Source organism: Streptomyces sp. NPDC037389 (assembly GCF_040636475.1).
Taxonomy (GTDB): domain Bacteria; phylum Actinomycetota; class Actinomycetes; order Streptomycetales; family Streptomycetaceae; genus Streptomyces; species Streptomyces hesseae.
Window position 1 is genome coordinate 49,634 of the sequence record NZ_JBEZUS010000017.1, and the last position, 13,531, is coordinate 63,164.

Here is a 13,531-nt window from a genome sequence, read left to right on the forward strand (position 1 = left end):
CGACCGGTAGCATGACAGGGCTCGCGGCCGTGGTGGAATGGCAGTCACGCAGCACTTAGGATGCTGTGGGAGAAATCCCGTGTGGGTTCGAATCCCACCGGCCGCACTGCCCTTAGATTCGAAGGGGCCGGTCCGTTGCTCAACGGACCGGCCCCTTCGGCGTACGGTCACCCCAAAAGCTCCCGCACCACCGGCACCAGCCCCCGGAACGCCTTCCCCCGGTGGCTGATCGCGTTCTTCTCCTCCGCCGTCAGCTCCGCGCACGTGCGCGTCTCGCCCAGCGGCTGGAGGATCGGGTCGTACCCGAAGCCCCCCGAACCCGCCGGCTCGTGCCGCAGCGTGCCCTCCAGGCGGCCCTCGACGACGCGCTCCGTGCCGTCCGGCAACGCGAGAGCGGCGGCACACGCGAAGTGGGCGCCCCGGTGCTCCTCCGCGATGTCGGAGAGCTGGGCCAGGAGGAGGTCGAGGTTGGCCTTGTCGTCGCCGTGGGCGCCGGCCCAGCGGGCGGAGAAGATGCCGGGGGCGCCGTTGAGGACGTCGACGCAGAGGCCGGAGTCGTCGGCGACGGCGGGGTGGCCGGTGGCCCGCGCCAGGGCGTGGGCCTTGAGGAGGGCGTTCTCGGCGAAGGTGACGCCGGTCTCCTTGACGTCGGGGATCTCGGGATAGGCGTCGGCGCCGACGAGTTCGACGTCAAGGCCGGCCGCGGCGAGGATCGCGCGGAGCTCGGTGACCTTGTTGGCGTTGCGGGTGGCGAGGATCAGGCGCTTCATGGGTCCTGATTATCCCGGGGCCGGGGGCCCGGCAGGGGCCCCGGGCACCCGGGGAACAACTACAGCGTGCGGGCCAGGGCCTCGCGCTGGGCCGCGTCCAGGGAGGCGCAGCCGGCGACGGCGAGGTCGAGGATGTTGTTGAGCTCGTCGCGGTCGAAGGGCTGGGCCTCGGCCGTGCCCTGGACCTCGACGAAGCGGCCGTCGCCGGTGCAGACGACGTTCATGTCGGTCTCGGCGCGGACGTCCTCCTCGTAGCAGAGGTCGAGGAGGGGGACGCCGTCGACGATGCCGACGCTGACGGCGGAGACGGTGCCGGTGAGCGGCTTGCGGCCGTGCTTGATGAGCTTCTTGCCCTGGGCCCAGGTGATGGCGTCGGCCAGGGCGACGTAGGCGCCGGTGATGGCGGCGGTGCGGGTGCCGCCGTCGGCCTGGAGGACGTCGCAGTCGAGGACGATGGTGTTCTCGCCGAGGGCCTTGAAGTCGATGACGGCGCGCAGGGAGCGGCCGATGAGGCGGGAGATCTCGTGGGTGCGGCCGCCGATCTTGCCGCGGACTGATTCGCGGTCGCCTCGGGTGTTGGTGGAGCGGGGCAGCATCGCGTACTCGGCGGTGACCCAGCCCTCGCCGGAGCCCTTGCGCCAGCGGGGGACGCCTTCGGTGACGCTGGCGGTGCAGAAGACCTTGGTGTCGCCGAAGGAGACGAGGACGGAGCCTTCGGCGTGCTTGCTCCAGCCGCGCTGGATGGTCACGGGGCGGAGCTGGTCGGGGGTACGGCCGTCGATGCGAGACATGGTGATGAGCCTATAGCGACGGCAGAGGGCCCCTGTTCCGGTTGTGGGACAACCGGGTGGGGGCCCTCGTGGGGAGCGCGTGGCTCAGCTCACATCATGTCTTCGATCTCGGCGGCGATCGGGTCGGCGTCGGTGCCGATGACGACCTGGATGGCGGTGCCCATCTTGACGACGCCGTGGGCGCCGGCGGCCTTGAGTGCGGCCTCGTCGACGAGACCGGGGTCGTTGACCTCGGTGCGGAGGCGGGTGATGCAGCCCTCGATCTCCTCGATGTTGTCGATCCCGCCGAGGCCGGCGACGATCTTCTCAGCCTTGCTGGCCATGTGCACTCCTGGTTGTCTCGGCCCCTCGGCGGTATCGCCGACCGGCTTTCACACGGTAAACCACGTATAGCCCAACTATGCGGGCGTATGTCCGCCATCTCACGAAAGATGGCGACCACCCGGACTGCGTTCCGGGGGGCCTCGCACCGCCCATAAGTGGTCTACACCAGTATGCCAGCAGCCGGAGGACGCACATGAGTTCGGTCGCCGCGGCGGCGCCCCGGAAGAAGTGGTCGCAGGGCCTCTTCCAGGGCCTCCAGAAGATGGGCCGCAGCCTCCAGCTGCCGATCGCGGTGCTGCCTGCGGCCGGCATCCTCAACCGGCTCGGCCAGCCGGACGTCTTCGGCAAGGACGGCCTGGGGTGGACGGACGTCGCCAAGGTGATGGCCGGGGCGGGCGGGGCGCTGCTGGACTCGTCGCTGGGGCTGCCGCTGCTCTTCGCGGTGGGTGTGGCGATCGGGATGGCGAAGAAGGCGGACGGCTCGACGGCGCTGGCGGCGGTGACGGGCTTCCTCGTCTATTACGCGGTGGTGCACCAGTTCCCGGAGACCTGTCCGGGCGGTGGCCGGTTCACGGGGCTGGGGCTGCTGAGCGGGGTGTGCGTGGGGACGGCCGGGCCGGCGGGCCCGGCGACGTACCAGAATCCGGGGGTGTTCGGCGGGATCGTGATCGGGCTGCTGGCGGCGTGGTTCTGGCAGCGTTTCCACCGGGTGCGACTGGTGGACTGGCTGGGGTTCTTCAACGGTCGCCGGCTGGTGCCGATCATCATGGCGTTCGTGGCGATCGTCTTCGCCGCGTTGTGCCTGTGGATCTGGCCGCCGGTGGGGCGTGGGCTGACGAGCTTCAGCCAGTGGCTGTCGGATCTGGGCTCCTGGGGTGCGGGCATCTTCGGTGTGGCCAACCGCGCTCTGCTGGTGATCGGCCTGCATCAGTTCCTGAACGTGTTCGTCTGGTTCCAGTTCGGTTCGTTCACCAAGCCGGACGGCACGGTGGCGCACGGCGACATCAACCGCTTCCTGGCGGGCGACCCGCACGCGGGCCAGTTCACCTCGGGCTTCTTCCCGATCATGATGTTCGCGCTGCCGGCGGCGGCGCTGGCGATCACGCACTGCGCCAGGCCGCACCACCGCAAGGCGGTGGGCGGCCTGATGCTGTCGGTGGGCCTGACCTCGCTGGTCACGGGCATCACCGAGCCGATCGAGTACTCGTTCCTCTTTATCGCCCCGGCGCTCTACGCGGTCCACGCGGTGCTGACGGGCGTCTCGATGGCGGTCACCTGGGGGCTGGGGGTGCACGACGGCTTCAGCTTCTCGGCGGGCCTGATCGACTACATCATCAACTGGGGACTGGCGACCAAGCCCTGGCTGATCATCCCGATCGGGCTGTGTTTCGCCGCCGTCTATTACGCGGTCTTCCGTTTCGCGATCACCTTCTTCGACCTGCCGACCCCGGGCCGTGAGCCGGAGGAGCTGGCGGAGCAGATCGAGAAGGACAACATCAAGTAACCACCTGTTAATCAACGTCCCGTAAGGGTGGCGTGACGCAGCGCTGAGCGCTCACGCCGCCCTTTCTTCTGTGGCCCAGGCCACTTGGAACGATGGATTCCTTTATGCCCGACTCACGTGCTACAACAGGTCTAAACCAGTAGTGGTGTAGACCAAATTGCGGGCCGTCCCCCTTCCCCCCGAGCGCCCGCCTCACCTGGAGGAATCCGATGAGTACGGCAGCCAAGGCGGCGAAGAAGGCGCCTGGAAAGGCCGAGAAGGCCAAGAAGGAGAGCCCCGCCAAGGAGAGCCCCGTCAAGAAGTGGGGCAACACCGTCCTGCAGGGCATGCAGAAGATTGGTCGCAGCCTCCAGCTGCCGGTGGCCGTGCTGCCCGCGGCGGCCATTCTGCTCCGCCTGGGCCAGGACGACGTCTTCGGCAAGGACGGTCTGCAGTGGGGCAAGGTCGCAACGGTCTTCGCCACCGCCGGTGACGCGGTCTTCGCCAATCTGCCGCTGCTGTTCTGCATCGGCGTCGCGATCGGCTACGCGAAGAAGGCGGACGGCTCCACGGCCCTCGCCGCGCTGGTCGGCTTCCTCGTCTACAAGAACGTGCTGACGGCCTTCCCCGCGGACGGCACGATCACTGCGGCCCTCCCCAAGGGCAAGCCGCAGGACCCGGGCGTCCTCGGCGGCATTCTGGTCGGTCTGGTCAGCGCCATCGTCTGGCAGCGCTACCACCGCACCAAGCTCGTCGACTGGCTGGGCTTCTTCAACGGCCGGCGTCTCGTGCCGATCCTGATGGCCTTCATCGGTGTGCTGTTCGGTGTCGTCTTCGGTCTCGCCTGGCAGCCCGTCGGTGACGCCCTCACCGACTTCAGCGACTGGCTCACGGGCCTGGGCTCGGCCGGTGCCGGTATCTACGGTGTGTTCAACCGCGGGCTGATCCCGGTCGGCATGCACCAGTTCCTGAACACCTTCTTCCAGCAGCAGGTCGGCAGCTTCACGGACTCCGCCGGCCAGGTCTGGCACGGCGAGATCCCGCGCTTCTTCCACGGCGACCCGTCCGCGGGCCAGTTCATGTCCGGCTTCTTCCCGGTGATGATGTTCGGTCTCCCGGCCGCCGCCATCGCCATCGCGCACTCCGCACGCCCCGAGCGCCGCAAGGCCGTCATGGGCATGATGATCTCGCTCGCCCTGACGTCCTTCGTCACCGGCGTCACCGAGCCGATCGAGTTCACCTTCCTCTTCATCGCCCCGCTGCTCTACGTGGTTCACGCGTTGCTCACCGGTATCTCCATGGCCGTCACCTGGGGCCTGGGCGTCCATGACGGCTTCGGCTTCTCGGCCGGTCTCATCGACTACCTGCTCAACTGGAGCAAGGCCACGAACCCGCTGCTGATCATCCCGATCGGCCTCGGCTTCGCCGCGGTCTACTACGCGGTGTTCCGCTTCGCGATCACCAAGTTCAACCTCCCCACCCCGGGCCGTGAGCCCGAGGAGGAGCTCGAGGACGTCACCAAGGCGTAAGCCCGTACGCCCGGTATCGAAGCCCGAAGCCCCCGGAACCGTCAGGTGTTCCGGGGGCTTCGTCACGTCCGGGGGACGCTACAGCTCGTACACCGCCCCCGCGTGCGCCAGCTCCGCCGGGCCGTCGTAGACCGAGCGCGCGTCGCGGAGGTTGGTGAGGGGGTCCGTCCACGGCGGGACATGGGTGAGGACCAGCCGGCCGGCCCCGGCGGCGGCGGCCACCTCGCCCGCCTCCAGGCCGTTGAGGTGGAGGTCGGGGATGTCCTCCTTGCCATGGGTGAACGACGCCTCGCACAGCAGCAGGTCCACGCCCCGGGACAGCTCGTCCAGGGCCTCGCAGGGGCCGGTGTCGCCCGAGTACACCAGCGACGTGCCGTCGTGCTCGACCCGGAAGGCGTACGCCTCCACGGGGTGGCTCACCCGGGCCGTACGGATGGTCAGCGGGCCCAGGGTGAAGGTGCCCGGGTTGAAGGTCCGGAAGTCGAAGACCTCGCTCATGCAGGCCTCGTCGGGGACGTCGCCGTACGCGGTGAGCAGCCGCCGCTCGGTGTCGGCGGGGCCGTACACGGGGATGGCATCGGCCCGGCCGCCCTCGTGGCGGTAGTAGCGGGCGACGAAGTAGCCGCACATGTCGATGAAGTGATCGGGGTGGAGATGCGACAGGAGCACGGCGTCGAGGTCGTAGAGACCGATGTGGCGTTGCAGCTCGCCGAGGGCGCCATTGCCCATGTCGAGGAGGATCCGATAGCCGTCGGCCTCCACCAGATAGCTCGAGCAGGCCGATTCCGTGGACGGGAACGAGCCCGAGCATCCGACGACGGTGAGCTTCATGCGGGCCTGAACCTCCGTGGGCCGGTTACGGGGGGCCATCCGGTGCAGTCGAGGGTAAGGCGAGAGAACGGGCCGTGACTCCTCCGGGACGGTGCGTGTGGGCGGAATCACCAGGACGGACGTGGCCGGGGCGGGCCTCCGCGGCGCGGCCGGGACGCGCCGGAGCCCCGGTCGCGCTGCCGGTGGAGTGTGATCGGGGCCCTGCGGAACGAACGGACGGAGCGGAACGAACGGCCGGACGGCGTGCGGGGAAACACGCGGCGGGACGTGCGGCGGAACGGCGCGGCGGACGGGCTACAGCGGCGGCCGGTGGGCCTCGGCGCGGTCCAGGGTGTCCATGAAGCGCTGGAAGCGCTCGGCCGACTCCTTGCTCCCGGCCGTCACCGTGAACACGTCCGGCGTCATGAACGCCGCCAGCCGCTCACGCGTCTCAGGGGCGAGCGCATCCCAGGCCGCTCGATCCAGCCGTGACTGCGCCGCAGCTTCCGCACTGCCAGTTTCCATTGTTGAGTTGCCTCATGTCCGAAGATCCACATGCGGGACAGTTCATGTGCGTCTCCTAAGTGATGATGTCAGCCGATTCCCAACATCGGTAGTGCAAGTTCACCCGTGCACAGTTCTGTTTTTAATGGACCGGCGCGCTCGGACGGCGCGTTGGGACTACGCCCAGAGCTGGCCGTGGAGGGTCTCGACGGCTTCTTCCGTGGTGGCGGCGGTGTAGACGCCGGTGGACAGGTACTTCCAGCCGCCGTCGGCCACGATGAAGACGATGTCGGCCCGCTCCCCCGCCCGTACGGCCTTCCGGGCGACGCCCAGCGCGGCGTGAAGCACCGCGCCGGTGGAGATGCCCGCGAAGATGCCCTCCTCGGCGAGGAGTTCGCGAGTGCGGCGGACGGCGTCCTCGGAGCCCACGGAGAAGCGGGTGGTGAGGACGGAGGCGTCGTAGAGCTCGGGCACGAAGCCCTCGTCGAGGTTGCGCAGGCCGTAGACGAGGTCGTCGTAGCGCGGCTCGGCGGCGACGACCGACACGTCCGGCTTGTGCTCGCGCAGATAGCGGCCGACGCCCATCAGGGTGCCGGTGGTGCCGAGTCCGGCCACGAAGTGGGTGATCTCGGGGAGGTCGGCGAGAATCTCGGGGCCGGTGGTCGCGTAGTGGGCGCCGGCGTTGTCGGGGTTGCCGTACTGGTAGAGCATCACCCAGTCGGGGTGCTGCCCGGCCAGTTCCTTGGCGATGCGCACGGCCGTGTTGGAGCCCCCGGCGGCGGGCGACGGGATGATCTCGGCGCCCCACATGGCGAGCAGGGAGCGGCGCTCCTCGCTGGTGTTCTCCGGCATCACGCACACCATGCGATAGCCCTTGAGCCTGGCCGCCATGGCGAGGGAGATGCCGGTGTTGCCGGAGGTGGGTTCGAGGATGGTGCAGCCGGGGGTGAGCCGGCCGGCCTTCTCCGCCTGCTCGATCATGTGGAGGGCGGGGCGGTCCTTGACCGAGCCGGTGGGGTTGCGGTCCTCCAGCTTGGCCCAGACGCGGACGTCCTCGGCCGGGGACAGGCGCGGCAGGCGGACCAGCGGGGTGTTGCCCACCGCGGCCAGGGGGCTGTCGTAGCGCATGCGGGGCGCGCCGGGATCAGACCGCGCCGCCGGCCACGGCCGGGAGGATGGTCACGCTGTCGCCGTCGCCGAGCTCGGTGGTGATGCCGCCGAGGAAGCGGACGTCCTCGTCGTTGAGGTAGACGTTGACGAAGCGGCGGAGCTCGCCCTTTTCGTCGACGAGGCGCTCCCGGATGCCCGTGTGCCGGGTCTCGAGGTCCTGGAAGAGCTCTTCGATCGTGGCGCCGCTGCCCTCGACGACCTTCCGGCCGTCGGTGTGGGTGCGGAGGATGGTCGGGATGCGGACCTCGATGGCCATGGGGTGCTCCTGTCGGAGTGTGGAGAGGTGCCTGGTTCCAGAGGGAGAACGGTGGGCGCATCGTATCGATTCCCCGTGCGCCAGCCGTATGTTCGTCCCGGTATGCGGGATACGCGGTCTCAGCCCTCAGTACGCCGGGGCGACCTTCACGTCCTCCTCGGTGACCTCGCCGCCGACGATGCGGAACGAGCGGAACTGGAAGGGGCCGGAGCCGTCGGTGTCGGCGGTGGAGACGAGCACATAGTGGGCGCCGGGCTCGTTGGCGTAGGAGATGTCGGTGCGAGAGGGGTAGGCCTCGGTCGCGGTGTGCGAGTGATAGATGACAACCGGTTCCTCATCACGGTCGTCCATCTCGCGATAGAGCTTGAGCAGGTCGGTCGAGTCGAACTCGTAGAACGTGGGCGACCGGGCGGCGTTCAGCATGGGGATGAACCGCTCGGGCCGTCCGCTGCCCTCGGGTCCCGCGACCACGCCGCACGCCTCGTCGGGGTGGTCGGCGCGGGCGTGTTCGACGATCCGGTCGTACAGGGCCTGGGTGATGGTCAGCATGCGCGCCAGGATAAACGCGGAACAGGCCCCGTACCGAGGGCGGTACGGGGCCTGTTCATTCAGGATTTACGCGGCCGGGGCTAGGCGGCCGGCGTGTAGTCCTTGCGCTCGAACGCCTTGGGGTTGCGCTTCTTGAGCACGAGGTAGGACACCCACATGATCGCGGCCCAGCCGGGCGCGCAGTAGAGGGAGACCCGCGAGTCCTCGTCGATACCCATGAGCACGATCACCATGCCGATGAAGGCGAGGGCGAACAGGCTGGTCCAGGGGGCGCCCGGGGCCTTGAGCTCGGACTGGGGCAGCTCGCCGCGGTCCGCCTTGCGGCGGTAGCGGAGCTGGGCGACCAGGATCATGATCCAGGCCCACATACCGGAGATGGTCGCGAAGGAGACGACGTAGTCGAACGCCTTGCCCGGCCACTGGTAGTTGATCCAGACGCCGACGAGCATCAGGGCGGCGGAGAAGGTCGTGCCGCGGAACGGCAGGCCCTTCTTGGACAGCTGGCCGAAGAACTTCGGGCCCTGGCCGTTGAGGGACAGGTCGCGGAGCATGCGGCCGGTGGAGTACATACCGGAGTTGCAGGACGACAGCGCCGCGGTGAGCACCACGAAGTTGACGATTCCGGCGCCGGCGGGCAGGCCGATCTTGGCGAAGGCCGCCACGAACGGGCTGACGCCGGGCATGAACTCGGTCCAGGGGACGATCGACAGGATGATGATGAGCGCGCCCAGGTAGAAGACGGCGATGCGCCACGGCACGGTGTTGATGGCCTTGGGCAGGGTCTTCTTGGGGTCGGCGGCCTCGCCCGCCGTGACGCCGACGAGCTCGACGGCCATGAAGGCGAACATCACGATCTGGAGGGTCATCAGCGTGCCGCCGATGCCCTTGGGGAAGAAACCGCCGTGGTCCCACAGGAGGTTGAAGGAGGCGGTGTCACCGGCCTTGGAGAAGCCGAGGGTGATGACGCCGATGCCGATCAGGATCATGCCGATGATGGCGGTGACCTTGACCATCGAGAACCAGAACTCCAGCTCGCCGAAGAGCTTTACGGAGATCAGGTTGACGAAGTAGAGAATGACGGTGAAGACCAGCGCCGAGGCCCATTGTGGAATGCCCTTGTTCCAGTACTGGACATAGGCGGCCGCCGCGGTGACTTCGGTGATGCCGGTGACGACCCAGAAGAGCCAGTACGTCCAGCCGGTCACATAGCCCCAGAAGGGGCCGAGGAACTCTCGGGCGTAGTCCGAGAAGGAGCCCGAGACCGGGCGGTACATGAGCAGCTCACCGAGCGCTCGCATGATGAAGAAGATGACAAGGCCTGCGATGGCGTAGGCCAGGATGAGGCTGGGTCCGGCCTTGGATATGGCCTTGCCCGCGCCGAGGAACAGACCGGTGCCGATGGCGCCACCAATGGCGATCATCTGAATCTGTCGGTTACCGAGTCCCCGCTCGTAACCTTCGGAAGCTTCCTGTCCGCTTCCTTCTCCGTCCCGCACTGCGGTGCGGTCCGCGACCTGCTCAGAGGTCATGGTGGTGCGCCTTTCTCCATACCGATCCGGTTGCTCCGGATCGGGTACCGATCCCCCCGGATGGAGTCCTGCTAGGTGCCGACGGTCGGCCGGCTCAGCGCCCCCGCCGTGACAGGGGTGGCGTCACGGAGGCAGGTCGGCAAGAAGTATCACGTCTAAAGGCGAGATCAATGTGAGTGTTGTGGCGCATGACACAAATAAACCAGGACAAAAGCAAAGACGGCGGCTTAATTGCCGCCGCCACAGTGACGTGATCGTTATTCGGAATTGAGCGTTCGGTGAGCGAACGCCCTAAGGGTCCTCCGAATACCGGAAAGTAACTTCAGGAAGTGAGCGCCTCCACCAGCGTCTCCTGGAGTCCGCCGAGCCAGAGGTAGGCCATCACCATGGGCTTGCGCGGGTCGCCGTCCGGCAGCCGGTAGAGGGCGTCGCCCTCGTCCTCGTCGCCGATCTCCAGCCGGGACGCGATGGTCAGCCGGAGGTCGTTGAGCGCGCCCAGCCACTGCCGGCAGCCGTCGGGGTCCAGGCGCAGCACGGCGCCCCCCTCGCCGCCGGGGGTGAGCGAGTCCAGCGAGCGGACCACGCCGAGGGCGTCCTGGCGCTTGCGCTCGCGCAGGTCGTTCTCGGTGTAGCGGCGGAATTCGGCCGCGTGGGCGCGCTCCTGGCGGTCCTGCTCGGTGCCGGGGGTGCCGTAGGCGTCCGGGAAGAGGCGGGCCAGGGCGGGGTCGGACGGCGGCTCGCTGGGGCCCTCGGCGAAGAGCCGGGCCAGCGGGTCGGTGGCCTCGGGGCCGTCCGCGTCGCCGGGGCCGATCAGCTCCAGGAGCTGGACGGCCAGGCTGCGCAGGATGGAGATCTCGACCTCGTCCAGGGCGACGGCGGCCCCGCCGCCCGTGAGCGGCTCGAAGTGCCCCGCCATCAACGGTCCTGCGAGAGGGTCGCCCAGAGCCCGTAGCCGTGCATCGCCTGCACGTCGCGCTCCATCTCCTCACGGCTGCCGCTGGAGACCGTCGCACGGCCCTTGTGATGAACGTCGAGCATCAGCCGGTGCGCCTTGTCCTTGGGGTAGCCGAAGTACGCCTGGAACACGTACGTCACATAACTCATGAGGTTCACGGGGTCGTTATGGACCAGGGTCACCCAAGGGACGTCGGGTTCAGCGACAGCGAAGGGCGATTCGCCCGTCTCGGGCCGTTCGATCTCGACCGGTGCAACACTCACGCTTCCCATGCTGCCACCCCGGCCGCCCCGACGCACAAACGCCCCCCGTCAAACGCCCCCGTATGAACGGCCACCAGAAATCGTCACTCTGACGAGTACCGGGTAGCATCTGATCCCATGAACGCTGCGGACCTGAGGCTCCCGGTCGATGTCCCCTCGACGGCCCTCTTCACCGACCGGTACGAGCTCACGATGCTCCAAGGCGCGCTGCGGTCCGGTACGGCACACCGGCGCTCGGTCTTCGAGGTCTTCACCCGCAGGCTGCCCGAGGGGCGCCGCTACGGCGTCGTGGCGGGCACCGGGCGGGTCCTGGACGCCGTGGAGAACTTCCGTTTCGACAGCGGGGTGCTGGAGTTCCTCGCCGACCGGAAGATCGTCGACGAGGCCACGCTCGGCTGGCTGGCCGACTACCGCTTCCGGGGCGACATCTGGGGCTACCCCGAGGGCGAGGTCTACTTCCCGGGCTCCCCGGTGATGCGGGTGGAGGGCACCTTCGCCGAGGCGGTGCTGCTGGAGACCGTGATCCTGTCCATCCTCAACCACGACTCCGCGGTCGCCGCGGCGGCCTCGCGGATGTCGGTGGCGGCGGGCGAGCGGCCGCTGATCGAGATGGGCGCGCGGCGTACCCACGAGCTGGCGGCCGTGGCGGCCGCGCGCGCCGCCTTCGTGGGCGGCTTCACCTCGACCTCGGACCTCGCGGCCGGCTTCCGCTACAACATCCCGACGGTGGGCACCAGCGCCCACGCGTTCACCCTGCTGCACGACAGCGAGCGCGACGCCTTCCGGGCGCAGGTCGACTCCCTGGGCGAGGGCACGACGCTGCTGGTGGACACCTATGACGTGGCCGAGGCCGTCGCCATGGCCGTGGAGATCGCGGGGCCGGGCCTGGGGGCCGTCCGGATCGACTCCGGCGACCTGCTGCTGCTCGCCCACCGGGTGCGCCGGCAGCTGGACGAGCTGGGCGCCAAGGACACAAAGATCATCGTGACCAGCGACCTCGACGAGTACGCCATCGCCTCGCTGGCCGCCGCTCCCGTGGACGCCTACGGCGTGGGCACCCAGCTGGTGACCGGCAGCGGTCACCCGACGTGTTCGATGGTCTACAAGCTGGTCGCCCGGGCGGACGAGGACGGCGCGGACGCGCCGCTGCGGCCGGTGGCGAAGAAGTCCATGGGCGGCAAGGCGTCCGTCGGCGGCCGCAAGTGGGCCGCGCGCCGCCCCGACGCGTGCGGGGTGGCGGAGGCCGAGGTCGTGGGCACCGGCGAGGTGCCGGCGGAGCTGGTGGACCGGCAGCTGCTCGTACAGCTCGTCCGGGGCGGGCAGGTGGTCGCCCGGGAGCCGCTGAGCGCGGCGCGTGACCGTCACGCGCAGGCGCGCGCGGCGCTTCCGATGTCGGCGACGCAGCTGTCGCGCGGTGAGCCGGTGCTGCCCACGGAATACCTCTGACCGGGCGCCCGAGTGCCCCTCCCATTACGGAACAGGACTCACTACCCTCGGTCACGTAAGGCTGATCCGCACAGCCGGCCGAGGGTTCTCGACAGAAGGATCCGCACCATGACCCGTGCACTGATCATCGTCGACGTGCAGAACGACTTCTGCGAGGGCGGCAGCCTCGCGGTGGCCGGCGGCGCCGACGTGGCCGCGGCCATAACGGACCTGGTGGGCGAAGCCCCCGCCGGGTACGCGCACGTGGTCGCCTCGCGCGATATGCACATCGACCCGGGATCCCACTTCTCGGACCGCCCGGACTTCGTCGACTCCTGGCCGCGGCACTGCGTGGCCGGCACCGAGGGCAGCGGCTTCCACCCCAATCTGGCGCCCGCCCTCGCCTCGGGCGCGGTCCAGGCGGTCTTCGACAAGGGCGCCTACGAGGCGGGCTACAGCGCCTTCCAGGGCGCCGACGAGAACGGCGCGGGGCTGGCGGACTGGCTGCGGGGGCGCGGGGTCACCGAGGTGGACGTGGTCGGCATAGCCACGGACTACTGCGTACGGGCGACCGCGCTGGACGCCCGGCGGGAGGGGTTCGCCACGCGCGTGCTGCTGGATCTGACGGCGGGGGTCTCCCGGGAGACGACGGACCGCGCCCTGGAGGACTTCCAGGAGGCGGGCGTGGAGCTGAGCGGCAAGCCGGTGGTCCAGGGCGGGTAGCCGCCCCGGACCGGTGGTCCGCTAGCAGCCTGACGGGCCGGCTCCGGCCCGTACCAGCCGTGCGATCGGGTGCCAGGACTCCGTGTCGTCGTGGACGACCGGCTGCCAGACCATCCCGTCGGGGTGGTGGAGCACGGCCGTGATCTCGTCGGGGGTGGGCGGCTCCGTGTTGCCGCGCAGATAGACGGCCCGCAGCCCGAGGTTGCGGAGCCGGGTGAGCGCCCGCTGGCGGTTGACCGCGTGGACCAGCACCCGGACCCGGGTGTCCGGTGGGGCCGCGCCGCCGGGCGGGGCGGTCAGGGACAGGGCGACGACCACACTGCCGTCGGGAAGCCTGGCGTATCCACCGCCTGCCATCAGCCTCTCGTCTCCCTTGGGACCAAGGGCGTCAATAAGACCATCATGAAAGGCATTCTCAAGCCGGACGGCCGCCGTCCGCCAGGGGACGAC

The 13,531-nt window shown here is 69.2% G+C and carries 16 protein-coding genes and 1 tRNA gene; 5 read left to right on the forward strand and 12 right to left on the reverse strand.

The window, feature by feature from the left end:
- Positions 1-23: 23 nt before the first annotated feature.
- A tRNA-Leu gene (locus AB0E98_RS29235) sits at positions 24-106 on the forward strand.
- Between the two features lie 61 nt (positions 107-167).
- On the opposite strand, the gene rdgB is transcribed toward AB0E98_RS29235, so the two are convergent.
- From rdgB to AB0E98_RS29250, 3 genes are all read right to left on the reverse strand, one after another.
- Positions 168-770, reverse strand: a complete 603-nt coding sequence (gene rdgB, locus AB0E98_RS29240; protein ID WP_361708347.1) for an RdgB/HAM1 family non-canonical purine NTP pyrophosphatase — start codon at positions 768-770, stop codon at positions 168-170.
- 59 nt (positions 771-829) lie between these two features.
- Positions 830-1,561 carry a ribonuclease PH gene (gene rph, locus AB0E98_RS29245; RefSeq protein WP_311611349.1) on the reverse strand — a complete coding sequence of 244 codons (732 nt, stop codon included), beginning with the start codon at positions 1,559-1,561 and terminating at the stop codon, positions 830-832.
- A gap of 89 nt (positions 1,562-1,650) precedes the next feature.
- Entirely contained in the window at positions 1,651-1,884 is a 234-nt protein-coding gene (locus AB0E98_RS29250; protein WP_361708348.1) for a PTS glucose/sucrose transporter subunit IIB, read from the reverse strand.
- Between the two features lie 194 nt (positions 1,885-2,078).
- Here AB0E98_RS29250 and AB0E98_RS29255 point away from each other — a divergent pair, with 194 nt between their 5' ends.
- Together AB0E98_RS29255 and AB0E98_RS29260 are read left to right on the forward strand one after the other, a co-directional pair.
- Positions 2,079-3,389: a PTS transporter subunit EIIC gene (locus AB0E98_RS29255; protein WP_361708351.1), complete on the forward strand. Its 1,311-nt coding sequence runs from the start codon at positions 2,079-2,081 to the stop codon at positions 3,387-3,389.
- Between the two features lie 326 nt (positions 3,390-3,715).
- Complete coding sequence (locus tag AB0E98_RS29260; protein WP_361708517.1) at positions 3,716-4,897, forward strand: PTS transporter subunit EIIC; 1,182 nt, start codon at positions 3,716-3,718, stop codon at positions 4,895-4,897.
- A gap of 78 nt (positions 4,898-4,975) precedes the next feature.
- Here AB0E98_RS29260 and AB0E98_RS29265 read toward each other — a convergent pair whose 3' ends face one another.
- The 8 genes from AB0E98_RS29265 to clpS all read right to left on the reverse strand — a co-directional run bounded on the left by AB0E98_RS29265 (position 4,976) and on the right by clpS (position 10,942).
- Complete coding sequence (locus AB0E98_RS29265; protein WP_361708352.1) at positions 4,976-5,728, reverse strand: MBL fold metallo-hydrolase; 753 nt, start codon at positions 5,726-5,728, stop codon at positions 4,976-4,978.
- A 430-nt stretch (positions 5,729-6,158) separates the two neighbouring features.
- Positions 6,159-6,278 (reverse strand): transposase, encoded by a 120-nt coding sequence (locus tag AB0E98_RS29270; RefSeq protein ID WP_126914323.1) that lies wholly within the window; start codon positions 6,276-6,278, stop codon positions 6,159-6,161.
- Positions 6,279-6,388: 110 nt separating this feature from the next.
- Complete coding sequence (locus AB0E98_RS29275; RefSeq protein ID WP_361708356.1) at positions 6,389-7,339, reverse strand: cysteine synthase; 951 nt, start codon at positions 7,337-7,339, stop codon at positions 6,389-6,391.
- Positions 7,340-7,355: 16 nt separating this feature from the next.
- Complete coding sequence (locus AB0E98_RS29280; RefSeq protein WP_361708358.1) at positions 7,356-7,637, reverse strand: MoaD/ThiS family protein; 282 nt, start codon at positions 7,635-7,637, stop codon at positions 7,356-7,358.
- Between the two features lie 126 nt (positions 7,638-7,763).
- Positions 7,764-8,186: a M67 family metallopeptidase gene (locus tag AB0E98_RS29285; protein WP_361708360.1), complete on the reverse strand. Its 423-nt coding sequence runs from the start codon at positions 8,184-8,186 to the stop codon at positions 7,764-7,766.
- 80 nt (positions 8,187-8,266) lie between these two features.
- Entirely contained in the window at positions 8,267-9,715 is a 1,449-nt protein-coding gene (locus AB0E98_RS29290; protein ID WP_361708363.1) for an amino acid permease, read from the reverse strand.
- 322 nt (positions 9,716-10,037) lie between these two features.
- Positions 10,038-10,631, reverse strand: coding sequence for a DUF2017 domain-containing protein (locus AB0E98_RS29295; protein WP_361708366.1), 594 nt, complete (start codon positions 10,629-10,631; stop codon positions 10,038-10,040).
- Positions 10,631-10,942 carry an ATP-dependent Clp protease adapter ClpS gene (gene clpS, locus AB0E98_RS29300; RefSeq protein ID WP_190111999.1) on the reverse strand — a complete coding sequence of 104 codons (312 nt, stop codon included), beginning with the start codon at positions 10,940-10,942 and terminating at the stop codon, positions 10,631-10,633. The genes AB0E98_RS29295 and clpS overlap by 1 nt, the downstream gene beginning before the upstream one ends.
- A gap of 108 nt (positions 10,943-11,050) precedes the next feature.
- Between clpS and AB0E98_RS29305 the strand changes: the two genes are divergently transcribed.
- Both AB0E98_RS29305 and AB0E98_RS29310 read left to right on the forward strand, forming a co-directional pair.
- Entirely contained in the window at positions 11,051-12,379 is a 1,329-nt protein-coding gene (locus AB0E98_RS29305) for a nicotinate phosphoribosyltransferase (RefSeq protein WP_361708369.1), read from the forward strand.
- A gap of 108 nt (positions 12,380-12,487) precedes the next feature.
- Positions 12,488-13,081 carry an isochorismatase family protein gene (locus tag AB0E98_RS29310; RefSeq protein ID WP_361708372.1) on the forward strand — a complete coding sequence of 198 codons (594 nt, stop codon included), beginning with the start codon at positions 12,488-12,490 and terminating at the stop codon, positions 13,079-13,081.
- Positions 13,082-13,102: 21 nt separating this feature from the next.
- On the opposite strand, the gene AB0E98_RS29315 is transcribed toward AB0E98_RS29310, so the two are convergent.
- Positions 13,103-13,438 carry a hypothetical protein gene (locus AB0E98_RS29315; RefSeq protein WP_361708375.1) on the reverse strand — a complete coding sequence of 112 codons (336 nt, stop codon included), beginning with the start codon at positions 13,436-13,438 and terminating at the stop codon, positions 13,103-13,105.
- Between the last annotated feature and the right edge of the window lie 93 nt (positions 13,439-13,531).

What these genes read in the sequence shown, in the direction of transcription:
- rdgB (WP_361708347.1), bottom strand. Translation starts at nt 770, where the DNA reads ATGAAGCGCCTGATCCTCGCCACCCGCAACGCCAACAAGGTCACCGAG.
- rph (WP_311611349.1), bottom strand. Translation starts at nt 1,561, where the DNA reads ATGTCTCGCATCGACGGCCGTACCCCCGACCAGCTCCGCCCCGTGACC.
- AB0E98_RS29250 (WP_361708348.1), bottom strand. Translation starts at nt 1,884, where the DNA reads ATGGCCAGCAAGGCTGAGAAGATCGTCGCCGGCCTCGGCGGGATCGAC.
- AB0E98_RS29255 (WP_361708351.1), top strand. Translation starts at nt 2,079, where the DNA reads ATGAGTTCGGTCGCCGCGGCGGCGCCCCGGAAGAAGTGGTCGCAGGGC.
- AB0E98_RS29260 (WP_361708517.1), top strand. Translation starts at nt 3,716, where the DNA reads ATGCAGAAGATTGGTCGCAGCCTCCAGCTGCCGGTGGCCGTGCTGCCC.
- AB0E98_RS29265 (WP_361708352.1), bottom strand. Translation starts at nt 5,728, where the DNA reads ATGAAGCTCACCGTCGTCGGATGCTCGGGCTCGTTCCCGTCCACGGAA.
- AB0E98_RS29270 (WP_126914323.1), bottom strand. Translation starts at nt 6,278, where the DNA reads ATGAACTGTCCCGCATGTGGATCTTCGGACATGAGGCAACTCAACAAT.
- AB0E98_RS29275 (WP_361708356.1), bottom strand. Translation starts at nt 7,339, where the DNA reads ATGCGCTACGACAGCCCCCTGGCCGCGGTGGGCAACACCCCGCTGGTC.
- AB0E98_RS29280 (WP_361708358.1), bottom strand. Translation starts at nt 7,637, where the DNA reads ATGGCCATCGAGGTCCGCATCCCGACCATCCTCCGCACCCACACCGAC.
- AB0E98_RS29285 (WP_361708360.1), bottom strand. Translation starts at nt 8,186, where the DNA reads ATGCTGACCATCACCCAGGCCCTGTACGACCGGATCGTCGAACACGCC.
- AB0E98_RS29290 (WP_361708363.1), bottom strand. Translation starts at nt 9,715, where the DNA reads ATGACCTCTGAGCAGGTCGCGGACCGCACCGCAGTGCGGGACGGAGAA.
- AB0E98_RS29295 (WP_361708366.1), bottom strand. Translation starts at nt 10,631, where the DNA reads ATGGCGGGGCACTTCGAGCCGCTCACGGGCGGCGGGGCCGCCGTCGCC.
- clpS (WP_190111999.1), bottom strand. Translation starts at nt 10,942, where the DNA reads ATGGGAAGCGTGAGTGTTGCACCGGTCGAGATCGAACGGCCCGAGACG.
- AB0E98_RS29305 (WP_361708369.1), top strand. Translation starts at nt 11,051, where the DNA reads ATGAACGCTGCGGACCTGAGGCTCCCGGTCGATGTCCCCTCGACGGCC.
- AB0E98_RS29310 (WP_361708372.1), top strand. Translation starts at nt 12,488, where the DNA reads ATGACCCGTGCACTGATCATCGTCGACGTGCAGAACGACTTCTGCGAG.
- AB0E98_RS29315 (WP_361708375.1), bottom strand. Translation starts at nt 13,438, where the DNA reads ATGGCAGGCGGTGGATACGCCAGGCTTCCCGACGGCAGTGTGGTCGTC.